Origin of the sequence: Methylovirgula ligni (assembly GCF_004135935.1) — a bacterium.
In the GTDB taxonomy this organism is placed as follows: domain Bacteria; phylum Pseudomonadota; class Alphaproteobacteria; order Rhizobiales; family Beijerinckiaceae; genus Methylovirgula; species Methylovirgula ligni.
Map to the genome: position 1 here is coordinate 2,640,192 of NZ_CP025086.1, position 15,294 is coordinate 2,655,485.

The window sequence follows — 15,294 nt, forward strand, 5'->3', positions numbered from 1 at the left end:
GTGATTGAAGGCTAGCCGGCTTCGGCAAGCAGCGAGAGCTGCGATTTCGTCTCGCCCGCAACGTCGGTGAGATTGGTGGGATAATCGCCGGTGAAGCAATGGTCGGTGAATTGCGGCCGCGCCGCGTCGCGGCCCGGCTCGCCCATCGCGCGGTAGAGACCGTCGACCGAGAGGAAGGCGAGCGAATCGCAACCGATATAATCGCGCATCTCGGCGAGCGAATGGGTGGCGGCGAGCAGCTTGTCACGTTCCGGCGTGTCGATGCCGTAATAATCGGGATGCGTGATCGGCGGCGAGGAGATGCGGAAGTGGACTTCGCGCGCCCCGGCCTCGCGCATCATCTGGACGATCTTCACCGATGTCGTGCCGCGAACGATGGAATCGTCGATCAGCACGATCCTTTTGCCGGCGACTGCCGCCCGGTTGGCGCTGTGCTTCAGGCGTACGCCATGCTCACGGATCGATTGCGTCGGCTGAATGAAGGTGCGGCCGATGTAGTGATTGCGGATGATGCCGAGCTCGAAGGGGATGCCCGATTCCTGCGAGAAGCCGAGCGCGGCCGGAACGCCCGAATCCGGCACCGGGACGATGACATCGGCCTCAAGCGCCGTCTCGCGTGCGAGCTGTTTGCCCATCGCCTTGCGCACTTCGTAAACAGAACGGCCGTGGACGACCGAATCCGGCCGGGCGAAATAGATATATTCGAAGATGCAGGGGCGCGCCGGCCGTTTGGGGAAGGGATGCAGGCTTTCGATCCCGCTTTCCGAGATCACCACGACCTCGCCATTCTCGATGTCGCGAATGAAACGTGCGCCGATGATATCGAGCGCGCAGGTTTCGGATGCGAGGATGTAGCAGCCGTCGAGTTCGCCAAGGACGAGCGGGCGGATGCCCAGAGGATCGCGCGCGCCGATCAGCTTCTTGTTGGTGAGGCAGACCAGCGAATAGGCGCCCTCGATCTGCCGCAACGCTTCGATGAAGCGCTCGATGATGCGCGGGCGGCGGCTGCGCGAGACGAGGTGCAGGATGGCTTCGGTGTCGGAGGTCGATTGAAAGATCGCGCCGTCGCTGACGAGATTATGGCGCAGCGTGAGGCCGTTGGTCAGATTGCCGTTGTGGGCGACGGCGAAGCCGCCGGAGCTGATTTCGCTGAACAGCGGCTGGACGTTCCGCAAAATGGTTTCGCCGGTGGTCGAATAGCGCACATGGCCGATGGCGCGGCGGCCGGGCAGGCGTTCTATGGTCGAGGCTTTGGAGAAATGTTCGCCGACGAGGCCGAGTCGGCGTTCGGAATTGAACCTGTGGCCGTCGAAGCTGACGATGCCTGCCGCTTCTTGTCCGCGATGTTGCAGGGCGTGGAGGCCGAGGGCTGTAATCGCGGCGGCGGCCGGGTGACCGAATATGCCGAAGACGCCGCATTCCTCGCGCAGTCGGTCGGCTTCGAGATCGAGTGGGAAACAATCCGTTTCGACCTCACCCGACTCGGTCAGAACATCGTTTGCCGCATCCATGGGATCTGTCCCGCCTTCGCAGCCGCCAGTCCGTCGCAGACGATTCATCGGACCGTCATGGCAGTCACATAATATGTGCAGCGCCAAATACCAACGACTTTGATCAACAGATTTCGGCTAACCCCGGATATCCTCAATAGTTTAGAAACGGCCATCCGATCCTGAACTGGACCGAAAGGCTTGCCGGAACAAGCCTTAACGCGGCCGTTGCGATCAATTGGGCGCTTGCGCCGGAGCCGGGGCAGCAGGGGCCGGAGCCGGCGGCGTTGTATTGGGTGCGGGCGCTGGCGCCGCGCCGGGGGCTGCCGGAGCGGCGGTGGGCGCGGTTGGCGTCAGTTTCCCGTCCGAATCGCTGTCCGGCACGGCTTCATCGCCGGCGGTCGGCTTGGCTTTCTTGAGCTTGTTCAGCAGGCCTTCCGGATCGTCGGGCAGAAGCGCCATGAGCTGGTCGCCGGTCGAAACCAGCAGCGGCTTCGTCTTGGCGTCCCGCACCCAGCCCGGTTGCGCCTTCTCCGGCACCAGCCAGTTGAAGAAGGCGAAGGCGATGACACAAAGCAAAAGCCCGCGCGCCGCGCCGAAAACGAAGCCGAGCGAGCGGTCGAGCGGCCCGACTTTCGAATCGAGAATGGCGTCGGAGACTTTGACGGTGATGATCGAGACGACGATCAGCGTAGCGAAGAAGACGATTGCCGCCGCTGCCGCGAGCGCCACCGTGTCCTTGCTGATGTAGGGCTTTACGAAAGGCAGCACCAAGGGATGAAAATAGATCGCCGCGACGGCCGCCGCGCCCCAGGAGGCGATCGCCAGAACCTCGCGCGTGAACCCTCGGACCATGGCGAGAGCCGCTGAGATCAGAACAATGGCGATGACGCCGAGATCGAGATAGGAGGGCATTATGGCCTCATGCGCGTCGGGTTGGCCCCGCTTATAGCGAAGCGCTGGTCCCCAGTCACCCTGCGGTCGGTTCCTTGCGCCGCGCATTTTGCGCTTTTGGCGCTGCGATCAAGGCGACGAGGTCGGCGACATCGGCGCAGGTTTTCAACAGCATATTGTCGATCGCGCCGGTCTCTTGTGCGGGCGGCACCACGGCATGGGTAAAGCCAAGCTTCGCCGCCTCCTTCAGGCGCGTCGCAACGTGAGCGACCGGGCGAATCGCGCCTGAGAGGCCAATCTCGCCGAAGAAGACGCAATGCGGCGGCAGGCTCTGCCCGGTGAGCGAGGAAACAAGCGCCGCCGCGGCGGCGAGGTCGGCTGCGGGTTCGGCGATGCGCAGGCCGCCGGCGACATTGAGATAGACATCGTGCTGGCTGAGCCGAAGCCCCGCGCGGGCTTCGAGCACGGCGATAATCATGGCGAGCCGGTTTGGATCCCAGCCGACGACGGCGCGGCGCGGCATGCCCAAGGGACTCGGTGCGACCAGCGCCTGAATCTCGGTGAGCAACGGCCGCGTGCCTTCGAGCCCGGCGAAGACGGCATTGCCCGGCGAAGCCTCGGCGTGGCCCGAAATAAACAAGGCCGAAGGATTGATGACTTCGGCGAGACCGCGTCCGGTCATCTCGAAGACGCCGATCTCATGCGCCGCGCCGAATCTGTTCTTGAGCGCGCGCAGGATGCGGAAATCGCGTGCGCCTTCGCCCTCGAAGGAGATGACCGCGTCGACCATATGCTCGACGACGCGAGGCCCGGCGATCTGCCCGTCCTTGGTGACATGGCCGACGAGAATGACGGCGGCGCCTGTCGTCTTGGCGTAGCGGATCAGCGCCTGCGCCGCGCCGCGGACCTGCGTCACCGTGCCGGGGACGGAATCGACGACATCGGTCCACATGGTCTGAATCGAATCGATGACGAGCAGAGCGGGCGGGCGGCTGTGACGCAGCGTGACGACAATGTCCTCGACTTTCGTTTCGGCGGCGAAGGCGATCGGCGCCTGCGCGAGGCCGAGCCGCTCGGCGCGTAGCCGCACCTGATCGAGAGCCTCCTCGCCGGAGATGTAGACGACGCCCAGGCCCTGCTGCGCCAGCGCGCCGCAGACCTGGATGAGCAGGGTCGATTTGCCGATGCCCGGCTCGCCGCCCAGCAGCAGCACGGAGCCGGGGACGAAGCCACCGCCGGTCACGCGATCGAATTCGCTGATGCCGGTCGCGACGCGGGGCGCCGGTTCGCTCGCCCCGCCGAGGGGGAGGAGGGCGAAGACGCGGCCCTTGCCGCCGGTGAGCGCGGGCGGCGCGCCGGCGTTCGGTGCTTCCTCGATCATCGAATTCCAGGCGCCGCAGGAATCGCAGCGGCCCTGCCAGCGCGGCGCAATGGCGCCGCAGCTTTGACAGACGAAATTGGTTTTTGCTTTTGCCAATTTTGCTCCGATGACGCCGGCACTTGATGTCAGCGAACTCAAATCCGCGCCGGCAAATCCTCTTCGTGCGCGAGGTTGCCGAAGCGCGTCATCTCCGCCTCGAAGGCGAGTTCGACGGTGCCGGTCGGCCCGTGGCGCTGCTTGCCGATGATGATCTCGGCCTTGCCGAAGGCTTCCTCCATCTGCGCCTGCCAAGTCAAGAATTCTTCCGTGCCTTCGCGCGGCTGTTTATTCTTGAGATAATATTCCTCGCGATAGACGAACATCACCACGTCGGCGTCTTGTTCGATCGAACCCGATTCGCGCAGGTCCGAGAGTTGCGGCCGCTTGTCGTCGCGCGACTCGACCTGACGCGAAAGCTGCGACAAAGCCAGGATCGGCACGTTCAATTCCTTGGCGAGCGCCTTGAGCCCCGTCGTGATCTCGGTCACCTCCTGCACCCGGCTGTCGCTGCGCGTCTTCGAGGCCGAGAGCAATTGGATATAGTCGACGATGAGCAGGTCGAGTCCACGCTGGCGCTTCAGCCGCCGCGCGCGGGCGGCGAGCTGCGCGATGGAAATGCCGCCGGTCTGATCGATGAAGAAGGGCACGGACTGCATATCGCGTGCGGCCTGCGCGACGCGGTGGAACTCGGACTCGGAAATGTCGCCGCGGCGGATCTTGTGCGAGGGCACGGCCGCCTGCTCGGCGATGATACGTGTCGCCAATTGCTCGGCCGACATTTCGAGCGAGAAGAAGCCGACGATGCCGCCGTTCTTCGCCGCATGCGTGCCGTCCGGCCGCACCTCGAATTCATAGGCTTTCGCGACATTGAAGCCGATATTGGTGGCGAAGGCGGTTTTGCCCATGCCCGGACGACCGGCGATAATCACGAGGTCCGAGGCCTGCAGGCCGCCAAGCTTGTTGTCGAGCTCGTAGAAGCCGCTGGCGAGGCCCGAGAGCCGCCCGTCGCGCTCCCAGGCTTTGGCGGCCATATCCACGGCGATCGCCAAAGTGTCGGAAAACCGCTGGAAGCCGCCGTCGTAGCGGCCGGCCTCGGCGATCGAATAGAGCTTGCGTTCGGCGTCCTCGATCTGCGTGCGTGGCGAACTGCTGACCGGCGCGTCGAAGGCGCCATTGACCATATCCTCGCCGATGACGATGAGCTCGCGCCGCACTGCGAGATCGTGGATCATCCGGCCGTAATCGGCGGCGTTGATGATCGTCGTCGCCTCGGCCGCGAGCCGCGCCAGATATTGCGAGATGGTGATTTCGCCGAGACTGTGCTCGCCGAGGAAGGTCTTCAGCGTGATCGGCGTCGCCAGCTTGCCCTCGCGGATGAGGCGGCTGGCGACATCGTAGATGCGCCGGTGCAATTCGTCGGAAAAATCCTCGACCTTGAGGAAGTCCGACACCCGGTCGAAGGCGTCGTTGTTGACCAGGATCGCGCCGAGCAGCGCCTGCTCCGCCTCGATATTGTGCGGCGGCACGCGATAGGCGGGCTCGCTGGGCTGCGCGGTGCGAACGGTGACTGGAAAGGTCGTGGCGGCCATGACGTCTGCGGCGAATCACTTGCCCGAGAAAACCGGAGGACGCTCGTTCTCGCACGCGGTTTCGTCGGATTGGAATCAAATTCGCCGGGGCGCCGGACCCGTACCGCAATCCACAAAGCGAAAAGATTTTTGCGCTGTGTGCTGCCTAGCTCTGGACAGTCGCAATCTTGTCGATCCGCCCTCCGGGCGGCCGTCGGTTAGGCGACATTGCGAGCCGCGACGCGGCTCGCAATGATAGGGGGCTTAGCCTTCTTCGCCGTTGGCCTCGGCAAGCGCCGCGCCGACTTCGAGGCCGAGTTCCTGGATCGTGGCCTCCTCGACGACGTTGACCGCCTCGCCCTTGGCCTGACGCTCGGCCTCCTGGGGCGAACGCGCGACGTTGATCACGATCTTCGTCTCGATTTCCGGATGCAGGTGCACTGCAATGTCGTGCAGGCCGAGCGTCTTGATCGGCGCCAGGAGCACGATCTGGTCGCGGGCGACCTTGAAGCCGCCGGCGCTCACCGCCTCGGCAATGTCACGCGCCGAGACCGAGCCGTAGAGCTGGCCGGTTTCGCCCGCCTGCCGGATGATGACGAAGCTCTGACCCTCGAGCTTCTCGGCGACGGCGCTCGCCTCGCTCTTGAGCTGCAGGTTGTGGGCTTCGAGCTCGACCTTCTGGTCCTGGAAGCGCTTCTTGTTGGCTTCGGTCGCGCGCAGGGCTTTGCCAGTCGGCAGCAGGAAATTGCGCGCGTAGCCGTTCTTGACACGAACCGTGTCGCCCATCTGGCCGAGCTTGACGACGCGTTGGAGGAGAATGACGTCCATGAGATCGTTCCTTCAGTTCAGTTCATTGCGGGGAACGGCGGCCGCTTCTTTGCGGTCGCGCAGGGAAAAGCCAGCTTCGATCAAGCCGAGCAGGGTGAAGGGCGCCAGCGACCAGGGCAGCAGCGGCACCATGACGAGATAGACGACGAAAAGCAGATTGTTGCGCAGCCGCAGGCCCTGCGTCACGACATGGATGACGGCGAGCCCTTGCAGCGCGAAAGCGGCGCCGAGCACGCTCGCCGCCAGGCTGGCGAGAAGACCGGCCGGGCCGCCAAGGAAGATGAGGCCGACGGCGGCGAAAAAGACCAGCGCGAGCAGGCGCGGCACGCGGAACTCGCGGGCGATGTTCGGCCAGGGCACTTGCAGGCGCTGCGAAATCTGGACGATGCGCCCGGCCAGCCACAGGTCGATGAGAAAGACGACAAAGATGACGCCGGCGGCAACGGCGGGCAACGCCTTGGCCATGAAGCGCGCGATGGCGTCGATCTCGTTGCGGCGCAGCAGATCGGCGCCGGCCTCCTGTTTCATCACCGGCGTGATGTTGGTGGCGATCTTGTCGATCAGCGCGGCAAAATTCTCATGCTCGAGTACGAGCGTCGCAAGCACGCCCGCGACGATGAGAAAGGCGAAGATGGCGGTGGTGACGATGACAAGGCTGAGGCGCGAGCCGTCCTTGTCGCTTTTGGCCGGCGCGAAAGCGGCAAAGGGCAGAATCGGCACGCTGGGTGAGAGGCTCGCAAGCCGCGCCAGCCACCAGGAGGGCAGGCCCTCGCAGAGCACGAAGACGCCGCCGTTGAAGGCGGCGTTCAGGAAGGCGGCGGGGCTCAAATCCTGCGGGCTGGCGGCGACCAGCAAAGCCACGAGCGTAATGAACGCCGCGAGCACCGCGCCGAGCCCGGTGATATGGCCGAAGCCGATGGTCGCGATCATCAGCGGCAGCGGCGAAAGATAGGCAAGCATCAGCGCCGGCACCGACCCCTGGAAGGCCGCCAGCAAAAGCAACGTCGCGGCGAGGCCGCTACCGAAAGCGACCGCACCGCGATTGTCGGAGGTCTGTGCCTGCTTCTTTGCCATCGTCGAGCTGTCCCGCCTTGCGCGGTTAGGGATTTTCGTCCCAGCCGAGCCGCCGGGCTGGGCCGGCGGCTTTATGCGTCGAGTATCAGAGTGTTTTCGAGCGAAGAAAACACGTCAAAATGAAGATCCTAGCGGATCACGTAAGGCAGCAATCCAAGGAAGCGGGACCGCTTGATCGCCTTCGCCAGCTCACGCTGCTTTTTGGCCGAGACGGCGGTGATGCGCGAGGGCACGATCTTGCCGCGCTCGGAAATGTAGCGCGAGAGCAGCCGCGTATCCTTGTAATCGATCTTCGGCGCGTTCGGGCCGGAGAAAGGGCAGGTCTTGCGGCGGCGGAAGAAGGGGCGCCGGGCGGGCGTTGCAGCGGTTGTCGACATCACAAACCTCCTTCTTCGACGGCGGCGTCATCGCGCGGGCGGCGCGGGCCACGGTCGGGACGGGGGCCGCCACGGCCGCCGCGGTCACCACGATCGCCACGATCATCGTCGTCGCGCTTGCGCAGCATGGCCGAGGGGCCAGCTTCCAGTTCCTCGACGCGGACGGTCAGGAAGCGCAGGATGTCCTCATTGAGACCTTCCTGCCGCTCAAGCTCGTTCAGCGCGGCGGAAGGCGCATCGATGTTGAGCAGGGTGAAATGCGCCTTGCGGTTCTTCTTGATGCGATAGGCGACGGACTTGACGCCCCAATATTCGGTCTTCTCGACCTTGCCGCCCAGCGTCTCGATGACGCCTTTGAATTGCTCGGCGAGAGCCTCCACCTGCTGGGCGGAGACGTCCTGGCGAGCAAGAAAAACATGCTCGTAGAGAGCCATGATCTTGCCTTTCCTGTTTGCGCGGCCGGCGCAGAGCCCTTCGAGCCCCGGAAAGGCTCGAATGAACGAAGGCGGAGACACGGGAAGATGAATTTTGGAAAATTCCGCGTATCGTTTTTTCGCATCTTCTTGGTCCAAAAAGCCTTGCAGCTTTCTGGGACGATGCGCGATACGCCTTCCGTACAGCCCCCGGCCGAAGCCGCTGGCCGCGAGCCCTCGGCTCGCGGGAAGGGCGCTTTATACGCATATCGGCGGCGAAATCAAGGAAAGTTGCGCCCCTGTTGCCCCGGGAGCCTAGGTTCTCACCCGCGCCGGCGGTATCATCAGCGCATGGCAATTTCGATTGACCGAATCCGCGGCGCGCTCCCGGGCCTGGCGATGGTCGTCGCCTTTGGCAGCCTGACGGGAGGCCCGGCATGGGCGCAGAGCCAGAATGGCTATGGCTTGAACGATCTCAAGCCGTACGCCGGGACGCTGGACGCGCCCGCGCAAGCGTCCAAAGCACCGAGTTCCGCCGCGACCGCCGCTTCCCGGGATAAACCGCCGCCGGGCAGCGCCCCGATCGTCAGCCTGCACATGTTCGGCGGCGCTTTTGTCAATAGCCGAATCGGGCGGTAGCAGACGGCGCGGGCGCCGCCTGCCCAAAGCGCCGATTCTTACATGGCGCTGGCTTTGTTGTGCTTGCAGGCCGAGCGGAATTTCTTGCGCGCCTTGCCGTGCAGACCCTTGGCATCGGCTTCCTTGGAACATTCGATCGACTTGGCCGAATGGGTGACGGCAGGCTTGGCTGCGGGCGCCGTCGTGGTGCTCTGCGCCAGAACCGGCGACACGCCGAAGCCGGCGAGGGCAGCGACAAGCGCGAACGTCGAAAGTTTTTTCATCAAGACCTCCTCAAAGAGTGGCGAATTCCCGCCACGAAACCAGGAGGCGGACATTCTTCCCCGCCAGATGAACGTCTGGTGAAATTTCCACCCCTGCGCGGCAATACTTTCAGGAGGCCGCAACGCCTGTGCTCAAAGGCACGGCCCCCATTCGCCGGTTTCGCGAATGCGCCAGGATTTCAATCCTGCCTTGGCGACGACCGTGCGTCCGGTCTTGGCGATAGCGACGAGATGCTTGAAGACGAGCGGATTGCGCCAGGCGAAGGGCTTATCCGGATCGCAGACGGCGCGATATTCGTCGGTGTCGTCATCTTCCATGAGAATCGTCCCGACGCGGTCCGGCCGCAATTGCGGGCTCAGGCCGCGGTCGCTCTTCCACAAGCAGATGTAATCGCGGCAGACATCCGGCCGCGAATTGTAGATGGCACAGCCGGAACCGGCGACGCAGTTCGGGCACAAAGGTCCAGCCGGTTTATTCAGTTCTTCTATATCGAGCACTTTGCAGCACATATTGCAGGCGCCGCAGGCTTTACCGGGTATGTCCATATTCAGTTTTTGCTCCGCTTGCCGCGGGATTTGCAAGCTTTCGCATCTTGCCGCGCCGCAGCGGCGAGGCAAATGAAATTCCGCGCGGAAGGCCGCCATCACCAGGAAAACTTGACACGGCGGAGCGTCGGTGCCAGTCGCACGCCGGATAAGGCGCGGACAGGTAGCATGGCGAAAGCATTTGTATTTCCGGGGCAGGGGTCTCAGGCCGTCGGCATGGGCAAAGCTCTGGCCGAGGCTTTCGCGCCGGCTCGCGCGGTCTTTGCCGAAGTCGACGACGCGCTGCACCAGAAGCTCTCGACGCTGATGTTCGAGGGGCCGGAAGCGGAACTGACTTTGACCGCCAATGCGCAGCCGGCACTCATGGCGACGAGCCTCGCAGTCGTCCGGGTGCTGGAAGCGGAAGCGGGTCTTGATCTTTCCCGGGATGCGGCCTTCGTTGCCGGTCATTCGCTCGGCGAATATTCGGCGCTCGCTGCGGCCGGAGCCTTCTCGATTGCGGATGCAGCCAGGCTGCTGCGCAAACGCGGCACGGCGATGCAGCAGGCTGTGCCGGTCGGAGCCGGGGCGATGGCGGCGCTGATCGGGCTCGATCTCGAAGGCGCCCGCGCCGTGGCGGATGAGGCGCAGCGCCAATCGGGCGAGGTTTGCGCCGTCGCCAATGACAATGGCGGCGGCCAGGTCGTGATTTCCGGCGCGAAAGCCGCGGTCGATGCGGCGATCGAGATCGCCAAGACCAAAGGCGTGCGCCGGGCTGTGCCGCTCGCCGTCTCCGCGCCGTTTCATTGCCCTTTGATGCAGCCCGCCGCGGAGGCGATGGCGGCGGCGCTGGCGGAGGTTGAGATCAAGCGGCCGAAAGTGCCGCTTGTCGCCAATGTGCTTGCCGCGCCGGTCGTGGAGCCGCAGGAGATCCGCTGCCGGCTTGTCGAACAGGTGACGGGCACCGTGCGCTGGCGCGAGAGCGTCATCTATATGGCGCAGCATGGGGCGACGATCTTCGTCGAACTCGGGTCCGGCAAGGTGTTGACCGGGCTGCTGAAGCGCATTGTCGCCGAGGCGGAAGGAATTGCCGTCGGTACGCCGGACGAGATTTCCGCCTACCAATCCATTTTGGCGCAGAAAGTTTGAGGACCGCCCATGTTTGATCTTTCCGGCCGCACGGCTCTCGTGACCGGCGCCAGCGGCGGCCTCGGCTCGGCGATCGCGCGTGCGCTGCACCAGCAGGGCGCAACCGTGACGCTTTCCGGCACCCGCAAGGAGGCGCTCGATGCCCTGGCCGCCGAACTCAAGGAGCGCGTTCACGTCGAGTCGAGCGACCTTTCCGATCCCGAAGCCGTCGAGAAACTGGTGCCGGCAGCCGAGGCGGCGATGGGGCATCTGGACATTCTCATCAACAATGCCGGTCTGACCCGCGACGGGCTGATCTTGCGCATGAAGGACGCCGATTGGGACCTTGTTCTGGCGGTCAATCTCACCGCATCGTTCCGCCTTGCCCGCGCCGCGCTGAAATCGATGGTGAAGCGCCGTTTCGGCCGCGTCATCAGCATCACGTCGGTCGTCGGCGTGACGGGCAATCCCGGCCAGTCGAATTATGCCGCCTCGAAGGCCGGGATCATCGGCCTCTCGAAGAGCCTCGCCCGCGAGGTCGCGGCCCGCAATATCACCGTCAACTGTGTCGCGCCGGGGTTTATCGAAAGCCCGATGACCGATGTGCTGACCGAGGCGCAGAAGGCCGCGATTCTGTCCGGCGTGCCAATGGGCCGTCTCGGCGCGGCCTCGGAAATCGCCGCGGCGGTCGTCTATCTGGCCAGTTCCGAGGCCGCCTATGTCACCGGAGAAACCCTTCATGTGAACGGCGGAATGGCAATGAATTGAGGGTGTTAAAGCGCTCGGATGGCTTTGCCGGACGGCTCTCGCCAACCCAGATGAAGTATGTTACCAACTTCTTACTCGCAGGTCGTTAAGCCGCTTCCTGCGCCGGACCCCGGAGAGCTCATTCGCGTTTGAATGCGTGGAGTCCGCCGGGGGATTTCCCAAGGAATGTAGTCAGGCGACGAAGGCATTAGCTTTCGGGGGGCTTGATTTCGGACGTACTTTTGATAACGGCTGGCACCAGTTTTAAAAATAAGGACGAAGGATCAAACATGAGTGATGTCGCCGAGCGCGTGAAGAAAATTGTTATCGAGCATCTCGGCGTCGACGCCGACAAGGTCACTGACGACGCGAACTTTATCGAAGACCTCGGGGCTGACTCGCTCGATACGGTTGAACTCGTGATGGCCTTCGAAGAAGAGTTTGGCGTCGAGATCCCGGACGATGCGGCCGAGTCGATCGTCACTGTGGGCGATGCGGTCCGCTTCCTGGACAAGGCCACGGCGGCAAGCTGATCCGCTCTCCGGTGCCGGCTGCGGCGGATTTTCGCGCTGCCGCCCGGCGCCTTCATACAGCATCAACTTTCCCCAGTTTTCTCGCGTCGATTTTGCGGTTTGCAAACACGGCGCGGCAATGAAATAGAAACCACGCGGGTTGCGAAGCCCGTCAGGAGTGGACGATCTGCGATGCGCAGGGTGGTGATTACCGGTCTCGGCGTGGTTTCGCCGCTTGCCTGCGGTGTCGAGGCGACGTGGCAGCGTCTTATCGCCAGCCAGAGTGGCGCCGGCCTGATCCAGGGGTTTGAAACCTCCGATCTCGCCTGCAAGATCGCCATGCAGGTGCCGCGCGGCGATGGCAGCGATGCGACCTTCAATCCCGACCAGTGGATGGACCCGAAGGATCAGCGCAAGGTCGACGATTACATCATCTACGGCGTCGCCGCCGCCACGCAGGCGCTGGCGGACGCGGGCTGGAAGCCGGAGACCGAGGAAGATCGTGAGCGCACCGGCGTGCTCATCGGCTCCGGTATCGGCGGCCTCGGCGGTATCGCCGAGACGGCCATCACCCTGCTTCAGAAGGGCCCGCGCCGCGTCTCCCCGTTCTTCATCTCCGGCCGTCTGATCAATCTCGTCAGTGGCTATGTCTCGATCATGCACGGCCTGAAGGGGCCGAACCATGCAGTCGTGACCGCCTGTTCGACGGGCGCACATGCAATTGGCGATGCGGCACGGCTCATCGCGCTTGGCGATGCCGACGTCATGGTCGCGGGCGGCGCGGAATCGGCGATCAATCGGATCGGCATCGCCGGCTTTGCCGCATGCAAGGCGCTCTCGACGAATTTCAACGACCGGCCGAAGCAGGCCTCGCGCCCCTATGACCGCGATCGCGACGGCTTCGTCATGGGCGACGGCGCCGGCTGCGTCGTGCTCGAAAGCTACGATGGCGCCAAGGCGCGCGGCGCCAAAATCTACGCCGAGGTCGTTGGCTATGGTCTTTCCGGCGACGCCTATCATATCACCGCGCCAGATCCGACCGGCAACGGCGCGCTGCGCTCAATGCGCGCCGCGGTGAAGCGCGCGGGGATCACAGCGCATGACATCGATTACATCAACGCGCACGGCACCTCGACGCCGCTGGGCGACGAAGCGGAACTCACCGCCGTTCATGGCTTGCTGGATACGACCAACGGCACCAACGCCCTGTCGATGTCATCGACCAAATCAGCGATCGGGCATCTGCTCGGCGCGGCGGGCGCGGTCGAGGCGATTTTCTGCGTCCTGGCGATTCGCGACCAGATCGTTCCGCCGACGTTGAACCTCGACAATCCGTCGGTGACGACGACGATCGATCTCGTGCCGCACAAGGCACGCAAGCGCGAGGTCGAATTCGCCTTGTCGAATTCCTTCGGCTTCGGTGGCACCAACGCGAGCCTGATTCTCAAGGCCGTCGCCTAGGCGCGACGGCTTTATCCGGCTGGAAAACGCGCTAAGGCCAAGCCGTATTTCCTCCGCAAATAGCTGCTCTTATTTGTAACATTCTCGTGACCTTGGCTGCGGCGGCGCCGGTTTGGTGCGGTGCGCGGATTTCGTGTAAGACACGTCTGTCGGCTGGATGGACAGGTACATGGCAAGCTCGCCACCAAAGGATGAAAGCGTTTTGGCGCGGCAGCGCGCCGATGACGGCGGGCAGCCGGCGCGTTTCTTTGGCCGCCGCCCGAAGTTGCAGAGCCCGAACGAGGCTTTACAGCCGGATATGCCGCCGCCGCCGCCGACTCCGCACAAGCGCCGGCCGACTCTGTCCGCGCTGTCGGGTTTCCTGTCGTTCCTCCTGCTCGTCGCTTTTGCCGGCCTTTTCGGCGTCGTTTGGGGTGCACACCGTCTCCAGCAGCCGGGGCCGCTGCAGGCCGACAAAATATTCTACATCGCGCCGGGCACGGAGGTCGCCGATATCGTCGGCCAGCTCCAGGACGAAGGGATCATCGACAGTCCGCTGATCTTCAATATCGCGCTGCTTGTCGAAGGCGATCGCTCGCGGGTGAAGGCCGGCGAATATCTGATCCATCAAAACGCCAGCATGAGCGAAGTCATGGACACGCTCGTCTCCGGCCGTCAGATTCTTCATTCGGTGACGATTCCGGAGGGGCTGACCAGCGATCAGGTTGTCAGCCGTCTGCGCGGCAATGATGTCCTGATGGGTGACATTCGCGAAACGCCGCCCGAGGGAAGCCTTCTGCCCGAGACTTACAAGGTTCCACGCGGCATGCCGCGCGCCGATCTCATTCGCCGGATGCAGGAGGACGACCACCGCTTGGTCGCGCAGATCTGGGCGCATCGCGCGCCCGATCTTCTGCTGAACTCGCCCTATGAACTCGTGACGCTCGCCTCGATCGTCGAGAAAGAAACCGGCAAGGCGGATGAGCGGCCGCATGTCGCTTCGGTCTTCCTCAACCGGCTGCGCAAGCATATGCGCCTGCAATCCGATCCCACGATCGTCTACGGCATCATGGAGGGCAGGGGCTCACTCGGCCGGCCGTTGACCCGCGCCGATGTCGAGAAGCCTTCGCCCTATAACACCTATGTCATCGAGGGCCTGCCGCCGGGGCCGATCGCCAATCCGGGCCGCGCCGCTCTCGAAGCCGTCGCCAATCCGTCGCGCACGTCCGATCTTTATTTCGTTGCCGATGGCACGGGCGGGCATGTCTTTTCCGGGACGCTTGAAGAGCATCAGCGCAATGTCGCGCACTGGCGCCAAATCGAGAAAGACGCCAAGGACAAGGCGGGTTCGGAGATCGACAAATATGTCCCGCAGGGACCCGCCGGGCATGATCAGCACAGCGACAATGATTCCTCGGTCTTCGGCGCTTTGCCGGCGAGCTTCAGCGCGGCGGGTGGCGGCGTAAGCTCCTACGCGCCGAGCCTCGGGGTCGGCGCAGCAGCGGCGGCGATCGCGCAGGTCGAGCCGGCCATGCCGCAGGTGGTTCGGGCCCAACCGGCCGTGACGGACCCCGCGGCCGAGATCGCCGATGCATCTGCTCCGCCCGCGCCGGCACAATCCGCGCCAGCTGGCGCCCGCGTCCAAACCGCCGCATCGTCCTACGGGGGCCCCAGCCTCGACGATCTCGGCATAACCGTCCGCGGCATCGATCAGCCGACCTCGACCCGCAAGCTGCTGGACGGGCCGGTCGATAGCTCGGCCTCCGTCGCGCCCGCCGATCCGAAGGCTTTCGCCGCCGCCGCTGCGCTTGGCGCCGCGGCGCCGAACGGGCGCCAACCTCCGGCGCATCCGAAGATCATCGATGCTTCGGAGGGCACGCCGCTCGACCCTTTGCGTAATACGACTTACGATCTGAATTACGCGAAGACGGTGCCGCCGCCTTCGGACTTCAAGTGATCTCGGGACAATAAGGCTC

Annotated in this window: 16 protein-coding genes; 6 read left to right on the forward strand and 10 right to left on the reverse strand. The window is 64.1% G+C overall.

The annotated features are described in order from the left end of the window. Positions 1-11: 11 nt before the first annotated feature. The 8 genes from purF to rpsF form a co-directional block, all read right to left on the reverse strand. Complete coding sequence (gene purF, locus CWB41_RS12695) at positions 12-1,511, reverse strand: amidophosphoribosyltransferase (RefSeq protein WP_115837560.1); 1,500 nt, start codon at positions 1,509-1,511, stop codon at positions 12-14. Between the two features lie 213 nt (positions 1,512-1,724). Further along, a complete protein-coding gene (locus tag CWB41_RS12700) occupies positions 1,725-2,405 on the reverse strand; it encodes a CvpA family protein (RefSeq protein WP_115837559.1) in 681 nt (226 codons plus the stop codon). Between the two features lie 55 nt (positions 2,406-2,460). Continuing rightward, positions 2,461-3,861, reverse strand: coding sequence for a DNA repair protein RadA (gene radA, locus CWB41_RS12705; protein ID WP_115837649.1), 1,401 nt, complete (start codon positions 3,859-3,861; stop codon positions 2,461-2,463). A 38-nt stretch (positions 3,862-3,899) separates the two neighbouring features. Continuing rightward, positions 3,900-5,393: a replicative DNA helicase gene (locus tag CWB41_RS12710; RefSeq protein ID WP_115837558.1), complete on the reverse strand. Its 1,494-nt coding sequence runs from the start codon at positions 5,391-5,393 to the stop codon at positions 3,900-3,902. Positions 5,394-5,636: 243 nt separating this feature from the next. Further along, positions 5,637-6,200, reverse strand: a complete 564-nt coding sequence (gene rplI, locus CWB41_RS12715) for a 50S ribosomal protein L9 (RefSeq protein WP_115837557.1) — start codon at positions 6,198-6,200, stop codon at positions 5,637-5,639. Positions 6,201-6,212: 12 nt separating this feature from the next. After that, positions 6,213-7,274 carry a DUF2232 domain-containing protein gene (locus tag CWB41_RS12720; protein ID WP_115837556.1) on the reverse strand — a complete coding sequence of 354 codons (1,062 nt, stop codon included), beginning with the start codon at positions 7,272-7,274 and terminating at the stop codon, positions 6,213-6,215. A 128-nt stretch (positions 7,275-7,402) separates the two neighbouring features. Continuing rightward, positions 7,403-7,651 carry a 30S ribosomal protein S18 gene (gene rpsR / locus CWB41_RS12725; protein ID WP_115837555.1) on the reverse strand — a complete coding sequence of 83 codons (249 nt, stop codon included), beginning with the start codon at positions 7,649-7,651 and terminating at the stop codon, positions 7,403-7,405. Continuing rightward, positions 7,651-8,085, reverse strand: a complete 435-nt coding sequence (gene rpsF, locus CWB41_RS12730) for a 30S ribosomal protein S6 (protein ID WP_115837647.1) — start codon at positions 8,083-8,085, stop codon at positions 7,651-7,653. The genes rpsR and rpsF overlap by 1 nt, the downstream gene beginning before the upstream one ends. Positions 8,086-8,415: 330 nt before the next feature. Here rpsF and CWB41_RS12735 point away from each other — a divergent pair, with 330 nt between their 5' ends. Continuing rightward, on the forward strand, positions 8,416-8,703 hold the full coding sequence (locus CWB41_RS12735) for a hypothetical protein (RefSeq protein ID WP_115837554.1): 288 nt from the start codon (positions 8,416-8,418) through the stop codon (positions 8,701-8,703). A gap of 38 nt (positions 8,704-8,741) precedes the next feature. Here CWB41_RS12735 and CWB41_RS12740 read toward each other — a convergent pair whose 3' ends face one another. Beyond that, positions 8,742-8,966 (reverse strand): PsiF family protein, encoded by a 225-nt coding sequence (locus CWB41_RS12740; RefSeq protein WP_115837645.1) that lies wholly within the window; start codon positions 8,964-8,966, stop codon positions 8,742-8,744. A 132-nt stretch (positions 8,967-9,098) separates the two neighbouring features. Continuing rightward, positions 9,099-9,512 (reverse strand): hypothetical protein, encoded by a 414-nt coding sequence (locus CWB41_RS12745; protein WP_115837644.1) that lies wholly within the window; start codon positions 9,510-9,512, stop codon positions 9,099-9,101. A 168-nt stretch (positions 9,513-9,680) separates the two neighbouring features. On the opposite strand from CWB41_RS12745, the gene fabD reads away from it, so the two are divergent. The 5 genes from fabD to mltG all read left to right on the forward strand — a co-directional run bounded on the left by fabD (position 9,681) and on the right by mltG (position 15,275). Continuing rightward, on the forward strand, positions 9,681-10,640 hold the full coding sequence (gene fabD, locus CWB41_RS12750) for an ACP S-malonyltransferase (protein ID WP_115837642.1): 960 nt from the start codon (positions 9,681-9,683) through the stop codon (positions 10,638-10,640). Positions 10,641-10,649: 9 nt separating this feature from the next. Beyond that, entirely contained in the window at positions 10,650-11,387 is a 738-nt protein-coding gene (gene fabG, locus CWB41_RS12755) for a 3-oxoacyl-[acyl-carrier-protein] reductase (RefSeq protein ID WP_115837553.1), read from the forward strand. Between the two features lie 269 nt (positions 11,388-11,656). Further along, entirely contained in the window at positions 11,657-11,899 is a 243-nt protein-coding gene (locus CWB41_RS12760) for an acyl carrier protein (protein WP_115837552.1), read from the forward strand. Positions 11,900-12,070: 171 nt separating this feature from the next. After that, entirely contained in the window at positions 12,071-13,339 is a 1,269-nt protein-coding gene (fabF, locus tag CWB41_RS12765) for a beta-ketoacyl-ACP synthase II (RefSeq protein ID WP_115837551.1), read from the forward strand. A gap of 169 nt (positions 13,340-13,508) precedes the next feature. Next, entirely contained in the window at positions 13,509-15,275 is a 1,767-nt protein-coding gene (gene mltG / locus CWB41_RS12770) for an endolytic transglycosylase MltG (RefSeq protein ID WP_245411347.1), read from the forward strand. Positions 15,276-15,294: the final 19 nt, after the last annotated feature.

What these genes read in the sequence shown, in the direction of transcription:
- CWB41_RS12760 (WP_115837552.1), top strand. Translation starts at nt 11,657, where the DNA reads ATGAGTGATGTCGCCGAGCGCGTGAAGAAAATTGTTATCGAGCATCTC.
- CWB41_RS12745 (WP_115837644.1), bottom strand. Translation starts at nt 9,512, where the DNA reads ATGGACATACCCGGTAAAGCCTGCGGCGCCTGCAATATGTGCTGCAAA.
- rpsR (WP_115837555.1), bottom strand. Translation starts at nt 7,651, where the DNA reads ATGTCGACAACCGCTGCAACGCCCGCCCGGCGCCCCTTCTTCCGCCGC.
- CWB41_RS12710 (WP_115837558.1), bottom strand. Translation starts at nt 5,393, where the DNA reads ATGGCCGCCACGACCTTTCCAGTCACCGTTCGCACCGCGCAGCCCAGC.
- mltG (WP_245411347.1), top strand. Translation starts at nt 13,509, where the DNA reads ATGGCAAGCTCGCCACCAAAGGATGAAAGCGTTTTGGCGCGGCAGCGC.
- CWB41_RS12740 (WP_115837645.1), bottom strand. Translation starts at nt 8,966, where the DNA reads ATGAAAAAACTTTCGACGTTCGCGCTTGTCGCTGCCCTCGCCGGCTTC.
- fabG (WP_115837553.1), top strand. Translation starts at nt 10,650, where the DNA reads ATGTTTGATCTTTCCGGCCGCACGGCTCTCGTGACCGGCGCCAGCGGC.
- CWB41_RS12720 (WP_115837556.1), bottom strand. Translation starts at nt 7,274, where the DNA reads ATGGCAAAGAAGCAGGCACAGACCTCCGACAATCGCGGTGCGGTCGCT.
- fabD (WP_115837642.1), top strand. Translation starts at nt 9,681, where the DNA reads ATGGCGAAAGCATTTGTATTTCCGGGGCAGGGGTCTCAGGCCGTCGGC.
- CWB41_RS12735 (WP_115837554.1), top strand. Translation starts at nt 8,416, where the DNA reads ATGGCAATTTCGATTGACCGAATCCGCGGCGCGCTCCCGGGCCTGGCG.
- fabF (WP_115837551.1), top strand. Translation starts at nt 12,071, where the DNA reads ATGCGCAGGGTGGTGATTACCGGTCTCGGCGTGGTTTCGCCGCTTGCC.
- purF (WP_115837560.1), bottom strand. Translation starts at nt 1,511, where the DNA reads ATGGATGCGGCAAACGATGTTCTGACCGAGTCGGGTGAGGTCGAAACG.
- rpsF (WP_115837647.1), bottom strand. Translation starts at nt 8,085, where the DNA reads ATGGCTCTCTACGAGCATGTTTTTCTTGCTCGCCAGGACGTCTCCGCC.
- CWB41_RS12700 (WP_115837559.1), bottom strand. Translation starts at nt 2,405, where the DNA reads ATGCCCTCCTATCTCGATCTCGGCGTCATCGCCATTGTTCTGATCTCA.
- rplI (WP_115837557.1), bottom strand. Translation starts at nt 6,200, where the DNA reads ATGGACGTCATTCTCCTCCAACGCGTCGTCAAGCTCGGCCAGATGGGC.